The following is a 17,450-nucleotide window of genomic DNA, read 5'->3' as shown; positions in this document are numbered from 1 at the left end:
CGTTTCAAGCACTCAACAAGAAATTATTGCGGAACATCACAAGTCAGTGATATCGACAATCAACAATTCCCAGTCGGCATCCACAGGCACCACTCTCTCACTGATAGCCAGCCGCTTCAGTTTAATGCGCCCAGTCTTGCTAGTTGCAGCTTTGCCACTAATGAGAGGATGCCAGTCGGGCAGCCCTCTTTTTTCTGCAACCCGTCGGTACGCACACGACGGATGCAGCCAGTTGACACTACGAACAAGCTCCGGCGTCATTTGTACACAATCTGGTACACGTGACAATCGGTCTTCATAGTGCATACAACCACCAGACTTGATGTCCAGCTCCTTGCAAGCAACCCGAGTATGGTAAATCTCACCGGTGTCCTCATCTTCAAGCTTGTGCAGGCAGCATTTACCACAACCATCGCACAATGCTTCCCACTCATCGTGGTTCAGCTCTTCGAGGGAATACTGATCCCAGAAATGCTCACGCAACATCAGTAGCGACCCTCTGTCGGCGCTCGATAGTTATCCAGCATGTATGCCTCTTTGGGAGGGGGCATCTGCAAAAAGAAGCCCTGACTCTCTATTGCCGCCAGCACATCTTCGACCTTCGCTCGAGCAAGTTTACGATCAGCCTTCAACAGCATGTCGAACACATGAACAGGCTTGCCAAACTGCTCCAGCAACAACTCTGGCACTTTGGCAAACTGCTCCTGCTTGAGCACGTAGAGGTACATTTCATCCCGCTTGGGGCTTTTATAAATACTGCAGAGGACAGGCTTCATTTTTCTACTCATTAAAACGCAACGAGCTCAAACACTCGCTCAACAACTCTCCACGCCAGCCTTGCAGGCCCACAGGCCATTTGTCAGGCAGTGCCAGCAGTTCGGGGCGACGCGCCAGTACCTCAAGATCTCGCTTGCGTGCCAGCATATCCACCGGCACGTTCAATGGTTCAGCAACGGTGTCGATACGCCCACGAATGGTATTTAGTCTCTGCTGGGCAGATTTGGATAACGGCTTGGGCAGCGCAGGCGGCAAGGCTTCGTCAGGCAATGCCCGCACCGCCTCTACGATCGCCAGCACCGTTTTACCATGGCGCTTGACCAGATGAGCCCTAGCCCCTTCAATCCCCATCAACTGTTCGAGTTTAAAGGGTTTACGCTTGGCAACTTCAAACAGTACACGATCAGGCATCACCATATTCCGTGACAGATCCTGAGATCGCGCAATACCTTCTCGCCAGTCACACAGATCACGCAGGATAGCCAGTTCACGCGGCTTCAACTGCCAGGCCATTTTCACCTTGGCGTAATAGTCCTGTGGAGCTACTCCCCGGGCAATCTGGGCAACCTGCTCAGAGGTATCATCCAGCAGCCAGCGGAGGCGCCCCAAAGTCTGTAATTTGGCGTAAAGCTCTTCAAAAACCGGTAGCAGCCAGAACACATCTTCACTGGCATAGTGACATTGAGCTTCAGACAGAGGTCGCTGCAGCCAGTCCGAGCGAGTCTGCTCCTTGGACAATACCGTTCCCGTCAGGCTTTCAACCAGTCGCTGAAATCCCATCCCCTGGCCAACACCGGCATAGGCCGCAGCAATCTGCGTGTCGAACAAAGGTTGTGGTGTAATTGCCAGACGATGAATAAACAGCTCCACATCCTCAGAGCCGGAGTGCACCGCCTTCAGCACGGCAGGATCAGTCAGCACCTCACGCAGTGGTGCCATATCTGTTACCTTCAGTGGATCAATCAGCGTGATCTGCTCACCATCGTAGACCTGGATCAAACCAGGGCGCGGGTAAAAAGTCTGAGTGCGCTCAAACTCAGTATCAATCATCAGACTCTGCCGCTTCAGCCAACGTTTACAGCAGCGGGCCAGCGACGCATTGTCAGCAACCCATTCATACTCTGGCATGATGGCCTCGGTCATCCGATTACCTCTCTTTCAGAATCCGCTAGTCAACGACAATGATCTGACCATGATTCATTCATGTGACTGAATCCAGACAGTCGCCGATACAACAATTGAGATAGCTAACGCCAACGGCTTCAGCGCAGGGAGCGTCGCCCGCTTAATGCGTGAACCAGCGTACCTCCATCCACGTACTCCAGCTCACCACCCAAAGGCACGCCGTGGGCAATCCGGGATACCTTGACCGGCAGTGCACGCATCTGCTCAACGATGTAGTGCGCCGTCGCCTCTCCTTCCACCGTAGGATTGGTAGCAATGATGATTTCTTCAACAGCACTGTTACGAACCCGACTCAATAGCTGAGCGATACCCAGCTGCTCCGGTCCAATACCTTCGATGGGGGACAAATGCCCCATCAGCACAAAATAGTGCCCTCTGTAACTGCCTGTCTGCTCAATAGCAAGGACGTCTGCCGGCATTTCCACCACACAGAGCAAGGACTCATCGCGATGGCTGCTTTCACATAGCCGACAAATGGGCGACTCACTTAAATTTCGGCACTTTTCACAGTGCCCGACCAGCTCCACCGCCTTCAACATCGCCTGGGCCAGCCGTTCGGCACCTACCCGGTCTCTCTCCAGCAAATGCAGGGCCATGCGTTGCGCAGTCTTGGGGCCAACCCCGGGCAGACAGCGCAACGAGTCCATCAACTGATCAATGAGTGGACTGAAATGCATGATTAGAAGGGCATCTTGAAGCCAGGAGGCAGACCCATGCCAGAAGTTGCACTGGCCATCTTTTCCTTGTTAACAGCTTCAATCTTGCGAACAGCATCGTTTACCGCTGCAGCCAGCAGGTCTTCCAGCATCTCTTTATCTTCAGACATCAGGCTGTCATCAATGGTGACGCGTTTGACATCATGACGACCCGTCATCACGATTTTGACCAGACCAGCACCCGACTCACCGGTGGTTTCTGCATTTGCCAGCTCTTCCTGCATTTTCTGCATTTGCTCTTGCATTTTCTGGGCTTGCTTCAGCAGATTGCCCATTCCACCTTTTAACATGTCAACCTCTCTGTAATTCGACCGGTTTGATTGATCCGGGTTGGATAATTGCTTCGAATGCATCGAGCAACGCATGCAATGTCGCATCGTTGTGGATAGCGGTCTCAGCCTGTTGCTGGCGCAGCGCTCTGGCCTGCGCCTTGTAAACCGTGGCAGTATGTACCAACCCCCGCGAAGACTGGCAGCTAATCCGTACTGGACGTTTAAAATAGTCTGCAAGCGCCTCTTCCAGCAAGGATTGCTGACGGGCACTGAACAGAGAGTGCTGCTGATCTTCGCAAGTCAGCTCTAGCCCCTCTACCGAAACCCTAACCAGCTCAGTCGCCTCGACAATAGCACGTAGCACTCCACGTATGGGCACATCCTGAGCAATCAAGGGCCAGGTTTCCAGACTGATCTGCTCGTACCCGAACGCAGGCTCATGACTGGCGACATCCGGCTCCTCCTCCACCTCCGCCTCATCCAATGCCGCTTCGGCACTGACTACTTCGGGGCTGGACAGCTGACTCAGCAGATAGTCGGCCTGGTAGACCGCCTGGTCAAGCATGGCGCCGGGCTCGGAATCATCTTCATCCTCACCTGCATCCATCATCGCCGCGGCATAACTGGCTCCACTCTGATAGTCACTGTAGGCATCCAGAGGCACCTGAGTATCGAATGGCGGTGTGCCTGCAGCATCAGGAGCAGGAGCAGAATGCCCCGCTGGCCTGGCACTGTTCGTAGGCGCAATAACAGTATCCCTCTGTTCCGTATCTGGTATCGGAGTACGCGGGGCAACTGACGTTTCTTTTAGCACTTGTTCAGTTAAAGGTCGTGCCGTGTCACCTGAGGCACCCGGCTCTGTGACCCCAGAAGCATTTCCGACCGGCATCCCGGCCTGACTGTCGGCTGAAGATAACACGACAGGAGCCGCTTCTTTAGAAACAGGCACGGAGCTCGGTGCGCTAGCAGTGGGCTGCGGCGCAGTCATGACAGCAGGCGATACCTTATCAGTCTGCTGTATCACTGCTGGCATCGCAGCAGGCTCAGGCTTTTTTAGCCCTGCCCCCTCCACAACCACCGCAGGCGTCGCCGCTTGCACTGATGCAGGAGCAATCTGCACAGCACCGTTACCCGGCGTCACGGCAACCCCTCTGGGACGAAATGCCAGCATGCGCAGCAATGCCATTTCCAGCCCTTGGCGCGCATCAGGACTCAAAGGCAAATCTTTCCGGCCTGTCAGAGCAATCTGATAAAACAGCTGCACATCTTCTGCTGGCAGTAATTGCGCGAGCGCCAGCACACTGTCACGGTCACCCTGACTGTTGTCTATACCATCCGGCATGACCTGTGCCAAAGCAATGCGATGCAGCAGGCTCAGCATATCCGCCAGTACCCCCTGATAATCAGGCGCCAGCTCAGCCAGGGCGGCAACCTGTTGCAGCATCCGGGATACATCATGCCGAGCCAGTGCCTCAACCAGGGCAAAAGCCCACCGCTGATCAAGGGTACCCAGCATTGCAGCAACATCGGCCGCCGCAACACGACCCTGGCCATACGCAATGGCCTGGTCTGTGAGACTCATGGCATCACGCATACTGCCGTCAGCCGCCCGCCCCAGTTGCCACAAGGCAGGCTCTTCAAACTCGACCTGTTCTGCAGCAAGCACGTGCTGCAGATGCCCGACAATGCGCTCGGGACTCATATTTTTGAGACTGAACTGCAAACACCGGGACAATACAGTGATAGGCAGCTTCTGCGGATCGGTAGTGGCAAGCAGAAACTTGACGTGAGGTGGCGGCTCTTCCAGGGTTTTCAACAGCGCATTGAAGCTGTGTCCGGATAGCATGTGCACTTCGTCGATTAGGTAGACCTTGTAGCGACCACGACTAGGAGCATACTGGACGTTTTCCAATAACTCGCGGGTGTCTTCTACCTTGGTGCGGGATGCTGCGTCGACTTCGATCAGATCAACGAAACGTCCTTCATTAATTTCCTGACAGGAGGAACAAACCCCACAGGGTTTGGAAGTAACGCCGGTTTCGCAATTGAGGCATTTAGCCAGAATTCGGGCAATGGTGGTCTTCCCAACCCCGCGCGTTCCGGTAAACAAATAGGCATGGTGCAGACGATTGTTGTCCAGAGCATTGATCAGTGCTTTAAGCACATGCTCTTGTCCAACCATTTCATGGAAGTTTTTCGGCCGCCATTTGCGAGCCAAAACCTGATAGCTCATTAACTCCCTCTTCGTCACAGAGAGGTCATTATCAACCGAGCGGGAAAGAATCGAGAATGGGATAAAGACTGGAGGCGGTCCTGCCAGCCTCACCCCGGCACCCAAGTCTACCGCTGCGGCTGCTCCCTTCCGGGCCTGACCGGGTTCACGGTTTATTGTTGCGGGGGGACCGGCAGGGCCACCATTACACTTGCCTTTCCACAAGGCTTGCTCGTTTACTTTATAACCTTTTTACGAGATCACTCAGTACAGAGCACTATCAAACTAACACAAGTTTCCGCAGATTCACGTAAAGGCTTGTGCCGTCAGTAGGGTAGGGACAGCACATTACTGTGCCATCCCCCCCGTAGAACCGTGCGTGCGGCTTTCACCGCACACGGCTCGAGCAGATTAAACTAAGCCCACTTAATGGGCCGGTTTGTTTACTGTCAGACCACGGCTGTGAAGCTGAGCGTGACAAACGGGGTGCAAGAGTACCCGATTCCTCAGTGTGTCGTCACCCCCTTGTGAGCGGTAAACGATATGATGGTCATGCCATCCTGTTTCTTTGGTAACCGGTTCCTTGCATAACGCACAGCGACCTTTCTGCTGGGTGTACAGACTGGCAACCTGTTTACGATACTTCAGCTTATTCAGCATCCGACTCATTCGCAGCGCCTCACCTGTGGCTTCCATGTCGGGATCGAAGGGATTGTAGTCCCCTGCGATCTTTCTGTGTCGTTCTATCGGTGTACTGGCCAGCGCATACAGCGCCACCACCGACTTGTCGCCCCACTCATTCTTTACCGTGGCGGCAAACACCCTTGAACGCTCCCCGATGGGCTGGAAGTATTTCTCCATGACCCATAAGGCATTCTTGTTCGGGTGCCGACGCTTGGCCCATTTTCGTACCGCCTGAAAAATCAGGTCGTCTAAACGGCTGAACGTTGCCTTGGCTACCACCGGCTGATGGTACAAAGCCCATCCTTTCAGCACCGGGTTCAGCAGGCGAATCAGATTCTCCTGCTTAGCAGTTTTATTGGCGTCGATGATTTCCTTGACCTTGCGATAGAACGCTTGCACGTTTTTCTTGCTTGGTTTGATCAGGAGCTTGCCGCCGTATTTGCGGAAATTCCATCCCAGAAAATCAAAGCCATGGTCAATGTGGACGACATGTGTCTTTTCCCCGGATAGTTGCAATCCCCGCGTATGCAGGAATGTTTCTACCCAAGGCCGGATGTCGTTCTCCAGTACCTCTTTCGAGGCGCCTGTGATGACAAAATCATCCGCATACCGCACAACATTAACCTTGAATCGTCCCGATTTGGTCCGTCCCAAGTATTGCTGGAGTTCGCGTTCCAAACCGTCCAACGCCATATTAGCCAAGGTCGGAGAAATAATTCCCCCTTGTGGCGTTCCTGCCTCTGTCGACTGGAGCTGGCCCTTGTGGACCACCCCCGCTTTCAACCACTTGGTCAGTACCTGCCTGTCCGTAGGGACATGCTGGACCAGCCAGTCGTGATTGATATGGTCAAAACAGCCTTTAATGTCTGCCTCTAACACCCATTGGGCTGACGCCTTTTTGGCGAGGCACACAAAGAGCTGACCCATGGCGTCCGCAGTTGACCGTTCGATCCTGAAGCCGTAGCTGTTGGGATCGCCCCGTGTTTCCGCGACAGGAGCCAATGCCAGCAGGTATAACGCCTGCATGGCCCGGTCATGCATGGTGGGGATGCCCAGAGGACGTTCCTTCCCATTACTCTTGGGGATATACACCCTGCGCAGAGGCAGAGGGCGATACCCCCGGCGTTTCAACGTTTCCGCCGCCAGTTGTTTACTTTCGGGCGTATCCCAGAGTACGCGGTCGACTCCCGCCGTGCGCTTACCCTGGTTCTCAGTCACTCGCCGTACCGCCAGTAATCTGGCTGAACGTGAGCGGGTCAGCAGCCGTTGCAGGGCTTTCACCCTCCGCCATTTGCCTTCCTTACAAGCCTTCGCAATACGAATCTGCATTCCTCTGACGTTCCGTTGCACACGTTGCCAGTCGACCTCGTGCCACACCAACGGTCCGCCGGTAGGCGCAGACATCACGCTTTCGCGCGTCAGTTCTTTCATGCTGCCTTCCTTATTCAAGACCATGATCCTGAACGAAGACAGCATTCTCCCTGACGGGAAAAACTGTCCCGTCAGGGGTAGAGCAACAGGCAGACTCAAGGTCTGCCGAGTGTGTAGTAGGGTGAACTCAGGGTTCACCGAAGTGTTTAATGGTCTCAAAGGTAAGAGGGTAACAGCCGCCTTACGACGATCTGCCAAGTGGAAGTCTGCCCGGTTTCCCGTGGGGTGACATTAAAACCCCTATCCATCCTATTACCGGATGACCTTCGCTTTCTCCACCCTCCCATAACCGCACAGCCAACAGATTGCCTCACGGCGCTCCTGCCCCGAAGGGCGGCTATACGGTCTTACCACGTTCCCTGCTTACCACACGACTGGGTTAGGGACTGCCTTTTCGCCGATGGCTCTCATGACGACGTATCTCTAGCACTTACAGAGATAACCGGCCACACACCTTTTGGTTCAAGCCTGTCAGCAGTTTAGGCTTGTCAGTACTGACGACGTTTATCAGCAGTTCACTTACGTTTCCCCTACCAGCCAACCTAGCCCCTCAACCCGGTACTGCTCCGAGAATCCGCTGCCACTTCTCACAAAGTGCCAGCGCCCCTTGCGGGAGGGTTACATTCCGGGGGAGCTTCACACAAGGCAGTTACCCGCCCTGCATGTCCCCGTGGGTTACTGTTGGTCGTACAACAGGTCGACTTGTCCGCCGAAACGGACCCCGACAATGGTAAACAGAGCTTTAGCTCTGAACCTCTTGATTAAGTGAAAACGGAAGACGGACTTCCGCTATGGCACCTACAGCTCCTCCTGAGCGACGTCCAATTTTTCATTGTGCTGATTGGATTTGGGCTCCGATCCTTGCAGTGTCCCTTTACTGTTTCCTGATCATCCCGTCACCGGAATACACCGTACAACCCTGTACGACGACAACAATGGACCAAGGTCCATTAATCAGGTATCTCTGAACATACCGGCTAAGATATGCACTCCCGTGGCGAACCGCAGGACTGACGTGCCGAGACAGGCGTCAGGGTGGGTACATCCGTACCAAAAGGCTCTTCTCGTCCTTGCGGACAACCATCCTGCATTAGGATGGCCCCGGCAGCCGAAGCGTCTGCCCGTCCTCTGCCATATAGACCTCCAGCCGAGACTGGATTGACGTATCGAGGAGACCGTCGGGTGGGCACATCCGTGCCAAAAGGACCTTCGTATCCTTGCGGACAGCACTGCCCACTGGCAGCGCCCTGATAGCCGAAGTAACTACCAGTGCTCCTGTCTCTTCAGACAACAGCTCAACGAGCTGCCCCCACCTGCCGGAGCTGGTTGTGGGTATCAAGAGGACACGCTACACGTGTCACACAAGTGCGCGTACTCTAACAGCTAAAACTCACCTGCGCAATGCCAAACTGTCCTTTCAATCTCGCATCCCAGAGAGCTGGCCTCATATTTGCTTAAAATTTAAACAGGAAGTAAATCCGGAGTTTACAGATGGACATTCGCACTGAATGTATTGTCCACCCGGTACGTGTACCGATAAGTATAAAGACAGTACAACCTCCTCCACCTGCCATGCGCTTTCACTCCGCAAGGCGCTCTGTGACATCTCACTACCACCGCCATTTATTGAATATCAAACTGATAGGCCTTGAGGCCCTACCCGTCTTTAGCGATGTGACACTGCATATCCCGGGCCTTGACGGCAACCAGCCGTTGATGGGAAAGCTGACATTATGCCGCCCCTTGCCAGAGCGCCGCTTTCAGATGCAGATCAGCATTTGCGACCCGGATGAGGCACAACGGGCACGCATGATCGAACAGGCCTGCCACATCCACGCCTATCAGGTAGCAGAGATGGCAAGAGGACACCATCTGGCACTGGAACAAGCAGCAAAGGAATGGATTGAGCGTTTCGCTGCTCATTTCCCCGCATTAACACTCCCGGCTACGGAGTCCTGAGCGCCTCAAAGTACAAACCCTCAAGAGCAAACTGGAAACCTCCGACACCTTGCACCAGGAGCTTAAGGCTAATCATTTCTACTGGCAGGGAGTAGAATGGCAGCTTTTAGAGCCACAGGATCCCACTTTCATGAGCACCAAAACTGTACAGGTTGGCCGTATAGAAGTAGCCAACGATAAGCCATTTGTCCTTTTTGGCGGCATCAACGTGCTGGAATCGGAAGACCTGGCCCTCTCCACTGCAGAACAGTTCGTCCAGATCACCCAGAAACTCAATATCCCTTATGTATTCAAGGCATCATTCGACAAGGCCAACCGCTCATCCGTGAGCTCATTTCGAGGCCCGGGCCTTGAGCAGGGAATGCGCATTCTGGAAAAGGTCAAGGCCAGCTTTGATATCCCCGTTATTACCGATGTCCATGAACCTTGGCAGGCCAAGCCCGTAGCAGAAGTAGCCGATGTACTGCAGCTACCCGCCTTCTTGTCACGCCAGACTGATCTGGTAACGGCAATTGCCGAAACAGGCCGTGTCATCAATATAAAGAAAGCCCAGTTTCTGGCTCCCCACGAAATGGCGCACATTCTGCGTAAATGTGAGGAAGTAGGTAACACTCAGCTGATGCTTTGTGAGCGTGGCACCATGTTTGGCTATAACAATCTGGTAGTAGACATGCTGGGCTTCAGCATCATGAAGGATTTTGGATACCCTGTGATGTTTGATGTCACCCACTCGCTGCAAATGCCCGGCGGACGGGCTGACTCCGCCGATGGCCGACGCCAGCTAGCGACACAGCTGGCACGTGCTGGGATGTCTCAGGGGTTGTCCAGCCTGTTTCTTGAAACTCACCCGGATCCTAGCAAGGCTAAGTGCGATGGCCCTTCAGCATTGCCACTCGATAAACTGGAGCCCTTCCTAGCGCAGATGAAAGCCATCGATGAGCTGGTGAAATCATTCGCCGACCTGCAGACAGCCTGATCAGCAGAGTCAGTCAAGGCAGCATACACAACCGAGCCACTGCCTCGGCGGTGTGTGCTCTAAACTCCAACTATTCGGCTAGTGGTTTGTCCTGCACTATACTCTGGAAAACATTGCCGAGGCTTGGGCATGGTAGAAGAGCAATTATCGCTTGCCGACCTGCACACAGAAATGGCGCTCACCACAGGCGAGCGTCATTTCACCCTTGAACGCCCGCTGTTTACTTCCGCTGGGTCACATATCTGGCTCGCCAATGAAATCAGCAAGAAAGAACGTCGTCGCGGCAAAGCCTGCCTGCTGATACTCTCTCCCCTGCTGTTTGAACACCATCGTCATACCGCAGCTATCGAAGCACAAATAGCCTTACAGGAAGACTGGCATCATGCCAACGTAGTGCAAATTCAGGCAGTGGCCAGAGACCCTGCCGGATGGCACTTCGCCATCCTGGAGGCGATAGAAGGCGCCAGCCTTAAAAGTATGATCAGCAAGCATCACTTCAAACCTGAGCTTGCAAAAGCCGTCATGAAAAGCACCGCGAGTATTCTTCATTCGCTGCACAGCAAGCGTATTCTGCATCTTGACCTCAACCCGCACAGCATTCTGATTACACGTGACTACCAACTGAAACTGCTGAATACCAGCTATCAATACAGCATTTTCCAGACACTGCATGAAGGTCAGGCATCCGCAGTTATCCCTCCTGACAACGACAGCTGGCCCAGCCTTCGCTATCTGGCGCCAGAATTACTGCAAACACCGGCCAGCCTCAGCCCTGCTGCAGATATCTATTCTCTTGGCTGCCTCTGCTATGAACTCCTGATGGGTGAGCCACTGTTCAAAAGTACAGAACGCTTTCCTTTACCTGATATTCCTTCCCTGCACACCAATCAATGGCAGGCTCTCAACCGGCTGCTGGCTGTGGCTCCAGAGGAGCGCCCAACTCGCCAGCTAAACGAATTGATCGACGACATATTTACGCCAAGAGAAGACCCTCCGGCACATCCCCTCACCACCGAGCGCCCCGCTGCCAAAGCAAAGCGCTTTGATAGACGACGTATTCTGATGCTGGCAGGTGCCACCCTGTCAGGGCTGGCCATCATCAATTTTTTGATTTATCTGGTGCTGCACAAATCTCCTCATCAACAGGAAATGGCTGATCTCACCGAACAGATTGAGCAACTCCTGCAAAACCCCCAATCCGAAGCAGACCTGCGCAAGGCACAACAGCTTTTTGATCAGTTTTACCAAAAGGCCTCCGGACAGTCGGGATCGCGCAAACTGGAGGACAATATCACCGCCTTCTTCATGAAGTTGCACAACCCCGCACTGAAGGCACCGGCCGATATCTCACCGGGCAAACTGCCTGCCCCGAAAGCAGCCAGCCCCAACCGCCTGCGCGCAGGTGACAGCTTCACAGACGCGCTTGCCAATGGCATGCGTGGCCCACTGATGATGGTGATCCCTTCTGGGTCTGCCTACATTGGCAATCAGGATAGGCGAGGCAGTTCCGATGAACTTGCGCCTCATTTTGTCAGTTACTCCGCTCCATTTGCCCTGATGCAGGATGAGGTCACTTTTGAGGATTACGACCTTTTTGCCAAGGCAACCGGCCGCCTTCTCCCGAATGACAATGGCTGGGGGCGTGGCAGACGCCCAGTGATCAACGTCAGCTGGTATGACGCCAATGCATATGCGATCTGGCTGAGCAATATCAGCCGTCATGTGTACCGCCTGCCGACAGAGGAGGAATGGGAGTACAGCGCTCGCGCCAATACCAGCACAGCATACTGGTGGGGAGGCGCCATCGATAAAGGACACGGTAACTGCCAAAGCTGTGGCAGTGAATGGGACAACCTTCGTACGGCACCCGTTGGCGCCTTTCCAGCCAATAACTATGGTCTGTTTGACGTCAGCGGTAATGTCTCCGAATGGGTGGGAGACTGCTACACCGAGGGCAGCGTTGCCGCCAGCGGATCGACCGATGCACAAAACCAGCAGTGCATGAGTCGCGTCATCAAGGGCGGTTCCTGGCGAAGCCCTCCTGCACTACTGCGCTCCTCCGCACGCCAGCAGGCAGAACCAGACAACCGCAACAGTGAAACAGGATTCCGCTTACTGCGAGAGATCAGTGATCAGGAGCAATATGCCGCACCTTGATGCTCATCAGTCGCCAAACATAAAAAGGGAACGGCGGGTTGTAACGCTTTGTGCTCGGATTAAACTGAATTCATTTCATACAGACCCAGAGCCTATTCACACTCTAGTGAGTCTGGGGCAAGCAAAGCGAATGACGACCTGCAGCAGATCAGGAACGCGCCGATGCAACTAGCCACCACTCGCTGCAATACGAACGGACCACAACACCGATAAATAATTCAAACAATCATTAACACCGTGAACCACAGCCTGATTTGAGGAGAACCCATGAACACAAAAATACTGGCATGCACACTGGCCCTCGCCACACTCCCCGCTCTCAGCCACGCAGCCGGTGATGCCACCGCAGGCGCAGCCAAGTCTGCAGTATGCTCCGCCTGCCATGGTCAGGGCGGTGCCCAGCCCATCATGCCGACCTATCCTCGCCTTGCCGGACAAAGCGAGGGCTATATTGAATATGCCATCAAGACATACAAGTCACAGGAGCGTAAGGGTGCTCAGGCTGCGCTGATGTACCCTATGGTGCAAAACCTGAGCGATCAGGACATTGCCGACCTGGCCGCCTATTTCAGTACACAACAGTAAGCGAACACGTTCCTTTCCCTCGCTGGCACATGGCAACCCCATGCGCCAGCCCTCCCACCCAGCATGAATAATTTTGGCTTGCCGCTATCCCATGCCCAGACTAAGGTTATAACCATATAGACGTCAGACCCCGTGACTGACAAAACAAAATACCGGTCGCGGCAACGAAGACCCCCACTACGCGCGACGTTGAACGAACCCCGCAAAACGACAGTTAGAAAAATAGAACGAGCCAGAAAACCTGGCACATGCGATTACCGCTTTGAGTCGAGGGAGTTACCATGCCGGAACAGATCATGAACTGCCCGCAATGCCACAGTGGCATCTACGTTCAAGCGATTGCTCATCGCTCAGATGAACTTATCGTGTGTCCCCATTGCCGGGCCGTAAGCTTTTATGCCGATGTGTCCAGCTGCAAAATTGTTGCCCTGCGTCGTCCACGCAGAGCACTGAGGCCGGGCGCTCGTTAATACCGCTTATAGACTTACCCTCACATCATCTGACTGCCGAGCAAGGTGATTGTGCTTGCCTGTCGAAACCATTTTGGTTCAATCCCCTCAGTAAACTGCCCTTGATTCCCGTTCGACATACCAGCCCTGCACAGCGCTTCACGCTGCGTACCGTAATGACCTCCATGCACGCTTACTGAACAATTCCTGTTGTTCATTAGCACTGCACTGAAGCTGCTCATTTCCTGACGTTTTCTCACCTATCAATACCATTTCACCACCCTGCTGCATTGGCGCTTGATAATTCTCAGCCCTCGTACCATGAGTTAAGTATGTGCAACTGCAGTACATCAGGTTGGACACGTTGACCGGGAACAGACCCACAAGCATGGGAGAATCACCATGAAATCCCTTGTCACCCTTGTCGCTTCATTACTGCTGTTACTGAGCAGCGAAGCCAAAGCTGAGTCAGCCGACTTGAGTTATCAACTCTACGGTCAGGGTGATGTGGATTGTTCCCAGGCGTTCAAAAGCCGTGACAGCGTCATTGCCTCTCAGTCATGGACTCAGGGCTATCTTTCCGGGCAGGCCTTTATCAAAGGGTTGTCATTCCACGTCAGTGAACAGCAACACGCTGAGCTGCTGGACCAACTCCCTGTGCTGTGCCCAAAAGGTAAATGGCTGATTGATGCCATGCCTGCCGTGCTTAAGGCGCCACAGCTCGGCGCTGCCAGCTCGGAGTACAGCAGCGTGCTGGGTGCTGGCGCATTCAGTTGCAGCGATTATCTGCGCCACGCCCATGACAAACGCACCGGTGCCTTGGCACGTATCATCTATGGCTCATGGATGGAGGGCTACGTCAGTGCCGCCGCACTGGGCCTTGGCAACTGGTCACTCAGTGAGATAGTACAAAACGACATGGTGCTGACCTTCCTCAACAACTACTGCCAGCAATACCCACAAACAACGGTAGTTCATAGCGGAATAGAACTGATTCGCTATCTCTCCCCTACCGACACGCCCCATTTGCAGGCTGCCGAGACATCACCTCCAGCAGTGGAGGCAAAGCCCTGAACCACACCACTAACAGGCTGTTGAAAAACGTTATCGAGGCAGCCGAGACAAGGAAAAAACAGGCGAAAAAGCGGAGTTTAGTGAGCTAAATGAGCATTTTGAGCCTGTTTTTGACGCGGTATTCGGCAACGCAGATAGATTTTCAACAGCCTGCTAAAAGCAAAAAGCCTGCTGCATGACTCATCCATCTGGGTAATTGCCGATGGTAATGAGCTGACAGTCAGGCTTTTTGGGGCAGAGCCCCCTTATGGATAAGGCTCTGCATTATGAACAGAGCTATGTATTGATCAGGCCGTACTCATGACACGCTTTACGGCATTACTCCAACCCTTGTGCAGAGCACTGGCTTCCTCTTCGGGCAGTTGTGGAGAGAAGTGCTGCTGGCACTGCCATAGCCCACACACATCATCAACAGACTGATAGACACCTACGTGCAACCCGGCCAGATAGGCCGCACCCAGTGCTGTCGTCTCGATCACTGCCGGGCGATCCACATTGACCCGCAGAATATCTGCCAGATGCTGAATCAGCCAGTCGTTGGCCACCATGCCGCCGTCCACTCGCAACGTCTGAATATCGACACCATCTCGCGCCATCGCCGCCAGCAGATCCTTGGTCTGGAAACAGACCGACTGCAGCCCCGCTGTCACGATTTCAGCAATACCGGTATCACGGGTCAGACCGAATAACGCCCCCCGGGCTTCCGGATCCCAGAATGGTGCGCCCAGCCCGGTAAAGGCTGGCACCAGATACACACCGTGATTTACCGGTATCGTCTTCGCCAGCTGCTCGGTTTCCCGCGCATGCTGAATCAGCTTCAACCCGTCACGTAGCCACTGCACAGCTGCGCCCGCCACAAATATGCTGCCTTCCAGCGCATAGGAGACCTTGCCATTAAGGCGATAACCCACAGTCGTCAGCAAACGATTGGCGGATGACAGCGCCTTGTCGCCGGTATTGAGAATCAGAAAACAGCCCGTGCCATAAGTGCTTTTTGCCATCCCCGGCTGAAAGCAGGCCTGACCGACCAGCGCCGCCTGCTGATCACCGGCAACACCGGCAATACGAACAGGCGCACCGAAAAACTCTGCCTGGGTCTGACCAAAGTCAGCACTGGAGTCCTTGACCTCTGGCAGCACGGCTGCAGGCACCGCAAAGGCCTCCAGCAAGTCACGATCCCATTCCTGAGTATGGATATTGAACAGCATGGTTCGGGAGGCATTGGTCGCGTCGGTCACATGCGATTCACCGCCGGTCAGGCGCCAGATCAGGAAGGTGTCGACGGTACCGAAAGCCAGCTCGCCCTGTTCGGCTCGCTGGCGGACACCTTCGACGTTATCGAGAATCCAGTTGAGCTTGGTTGCAGAGAAATAGGGATCCAGCAGCAAGCCGGTTTTCTTTTTAACCTGCTCTTCCAGCCCTTTCGACTTCTGTTCCTTGCAATAGTCGCTGGTACGGCGATCCTGCCAGACGATGGCGTTATAAACAGGCTTACCGGTGGCACGATCCCACACCAGTGTGGTTTCACGCTGATTGGTGATGCCAATACCAGCAATATCGGCAGCTTCAATACCCGCCTTGGCGATGGCCTCACGGCTGGTGGCCAGCACCGTATTCCAGATATCTTCCGGATCGTGTTCCACCCAACCGTCATGGGGGAAGTGCTGCTTGAATTCTTGCTGCGCAGAGGCAATCACTTTGCCCTGAAAATCAAAAACGATAGCACGGGAACTGGTGGTTCCCTGGTCCAGGGCAAGCAGATAAGAAGACATGAAGGCCTCCGTTTTCTAGTTATTCTCGAAGTGGGAATCAGGAAAGCGCGTCAGAAGTCCGTGTCCGCGGCCACAGTGCAGAGCTGTCACGTTACTTTTACTCTCGCGAAGCTGCCGGGATAACGCACTACAACTTATTACTACGCCAAGCCGGAACATACGCTTTCCATGTTCGATTTTGTTCGTATTCTGCCCGCGACGATCCCAGATGCAAGTTCTTTTTCGAAAACGTCAAAAATCATGACACTGGAGAGCATCTCGATGGCCCTCTATTATTAGCGTCAACTTGTATTAACCACTTACATTGGGCAGCACCCGTAGCCCGCTTAACGGCTCAGGTCAGCACCATCATCAGGTTTCTTGCACAGGGAGCTCCACCACGCAATGAGTCAACACCGCCGTCAGGACGAAATTCTTGCTCTTGTTCAGCAGCAGGGCTTCGTGACAATTGATGAGCTAGTGCGCTTATTCAACGTCACGCCACAAACCATCCGCCGCGATCTGAATCAACTGGCGGATGCCCAACGCATTCGCCGTCATCATGGCGGTGCCGCATGGGAATCCAGCACCGTCAACACGGCCTATGCCACCCGCAAGATCATGAACCATCCGGAGAAAGAGCTAATTGCCAGAACGGTCGCTGCTCACATTCCTGATGGCGCCTCGGTTTTCATCAACATCGGCACCACGACCGAAACCGTGGCCCACGCCCTGCTGAATCACAAAGATCTGCGCATAGTGACCAACAATATCCATGTGGCATCCATTCTGAGTGCCAAAGAGGACTTCTCAGTCATCATTGCCGGTGGTGAAGTACGCACCCGTGATGGCGGCATCGTCGGTGAAGCAACGCGTGATTTCATCAACCAGTTCCGTATGGACTACGGCATTATCGGCATCAGCGGCATCGCTGAAGACGGCTCTTTGCTTGATTTCGACTATCGAGAAGTGCGCATTGCCCAGTCGATTATCCAGAACTCCCAGCATGTATTCCTGGCAGCAGACTCATCAAAGTTTGGCCGCAATGCCATGGTTCGACTGGGCAATCTGAGCCAGGTCAGCGCCCTGTTTACCGATGCTGCACCACCCAAACATATTCAGGAACTACTCAACCAGCATCAGGTTGAACTGTACGTCACAGAGTGAAGCCCGTTTAGCTTCGCCTTTGAACCTGTTATGAGCAGGGGCGGCCTACGCTCCT

At 54.0% G+C, this 17,450-nt stretch carries 14 protein-coding genes and 1 other RNA gene; 6 read left to right on the top strand and 9 right to left on the bottom strand.

Translation table 11 applies throughout. The features are described from left to right. Positions 1-36: 36 nt before the first annotated feature. From QCD60_RS21025 to ltrA, 8 genes are all read right to left on the bottom strand, one after another. Entirely contained in the window at positions 37-486 is a 450-nt protein-coding gene (locus QCD60_RS21025; RefSeq protein WP_279788163.1) for a YcgN family cysteine cluster protein, read from the bottom strand. Then, positions 486-776, bottom strand: coding sequence for a YcgL domain-containing protein (locus QCD60_RS21020; protein WP_279788162.1), 291 nt, complete (start codon positions 774-776; stop codon positions 486-488). Before QCD60_RS21020 ends, QCD60_RS21025 begins: the two co-directional genes overlap by 1 nt. A 4-nt stretch (positions 777-780) precedes the next feature. Further along, entirely contained in the window at positions 781-1,920 is a 1,140-nt protein-coding gene (rnd, locus tag QCD60_RS21015) for a ribonuclease D (RefSeq protein WP_279788161.1), read from the bottom strand. Positions 1,921-2,039: 119 nt separating this feature from the next. Next, a complete protein-coding gene (gene recR / locus QCD60_RS21010; RefSeq protein ID WP_104155130.1) occupies positions 2,040-2,639 on the bottom strand; it encodes a recombination mediator RecR in 600 nt (199 codons plus the stop codon). A 2-nt stretch (positions 2,640-2,641) separates the two neighbouring features. Then, positions 2,642-2,968 carry a YbaB/EbfC family nucleoid-associated protein gene (locus QCD60_RS21005; RefSeq protein ID WP_104155129.1) on the bottom strand — a complete coding sequence of 109 codons (327 nt, stop codon included), beginning with the start codon at positions 2,966-2,968 and terminating at the stop codon, positions 2,642-2,644. Between the two features lies 1 nt (position 2,969). Further along, positions 2,970-5,183 (bottom strand): DNA polymerase III subunit gamma/tau, encoded by a 2,214-nt coding sequence (gene dnaX, locus QCD60_RS21000; protein ID WP_279788160.1) that lies wholly within the window; start codon positions 5,181-5,183, stop codon positions 2,970-2,972. Between the two features lie 78 nt (positions 5,184-5,261). Then, positions 5,262-5,358, bottom strand: an RNA gene (ffs, locus tag QCD60_RS20995) — signal recognition particle sRNA small type. Between the two features lie 230 nt (positions 5,359-5,588). Beyond that, complete coding sequence (gene ltrA / locus QCD60_RS20990; RefSeq protein ID WP_279788159.1) at positions 5,589-7,277, bottom strand: group II intron reverse transcriptase/maturase; 1,689 nt, start codon at positions 7,275-7,277, stop codon at positions 5,589-5,591. A 1,599-nt stretch (positions 7,278-8,876) separates the two neighbouring features. Between ltrA and QCD60_RS20985 the strand changes: the two genes are divergently transcribed. The 5 genes from QCD60_RS20985 to QCD60_RS20965 all read left to right on the top strand — a co-directional run bounded on the left by QCD60_RS20985 (position 8,877) and on the right by QCD60_RS20965 (position 14,477). Then, positions 8,877-9,236, top strand: coding sequence for a hypothetical protein (locus QCD60_RS20985; RefSeq protein ID WP_279788158.1), 360 nt, complete (start codon positions 8,877-8,879; stop codon positions 9,234-9,236). A 130-nt stretch (positions 9,237-9,366) separates the two neighbouring features. After that, positions 9,367-10,212, top strand: coding sequence for a 3-deoxy-8-phosphooctulonate synthase (gene kdsA / locus QCD60_RS20980; RefSeq protein WP_279788157.1), 846 nt, complete (start codon positions 9,367-9,369; stop codon positions 10,210-10,212). Between the two features lie 129 nt (positions 10,213-10,341). Continuing rightward, a complete protein-coding gene (locus tag QCD60_RS20975) occupies positions 10,342-12,369 on the top strand; it encodes an SUMF1/EgtB/PvdO family nonheme iron enzyme (protein WP_279788156.1) in 2,028 nt (675 codons plus the stop codon). A gap of 267 nt (positions 12,370-12,636) precedes the next feature. Continuing rightward, positions 12,637-12,954 (top strand): c-type cytochrome, encoded by a 318-nt coding sequence (locus QCD60_RS20970; protein WP_279788155.1) that lies wholly within the window; start codon positions 12,637-12,639, stop codon positions 12,952-12,954. 851 nt (positions 12,955-13,805) lie between these two features. Beyond that, on the top strand, positions 13,806-14,477 hold the full coding sequence (locus QCD60_RS20965; protein WP_279788154.1) for a hypothetical protein: 672 nt from the start codon (positions 13,806-13,808) through the stop codon (positions 14,475-14,477). Between the two features lie 287 nt (positions 14,478-14,764). On the opposite strand, the gene glpK is transcribed toward QCD60_RS20965, so the two are convergent. Further along, entirely contained in the window at positions 14,765-16,249 is a 1,485-nt protein-coding gene (gene glpK, locus QCD60_RS20960; protein ID WP_279788153.1) for a glycerol kinase GlpK, read from the bottom strand. Positions 16,250-16,633: 384 nt separating this feature from the next. Here glpK and QCD60_RS20955 point away from each other — a divergent pair, with 384 nt between their 5' ends. Then, the gene (locus QCD60_RS20955; RefSeq protein ID WP_104157016.1) at positions 16,634-17,395 is read left to right on the top strand and encodes a DeoR/GlpR family transcriptional regulator; all 762 of its coding nucleotides are present in this window, start codon (positions 16,634-16,636) and stop codon (positions 17,393-17,395) included. The last annotated feature ends 55 nt before the right edge of the window (positions 17,396-17,450 follow it).

Source organism: Pokkaliibacter sp. MBI-7, assembly GCF_029846635.1.
In the GTDB taxonomy this organism is placed as follows: domain Bacteria; phylum Pseudomonadota; class Gammaproteobacteria; order Pseudomonadales; family Balneatricaceae; genus Pokkaliibacter.
This window is presented reverse-complemented; position numbering and strand designations above follow the sequence as displayed.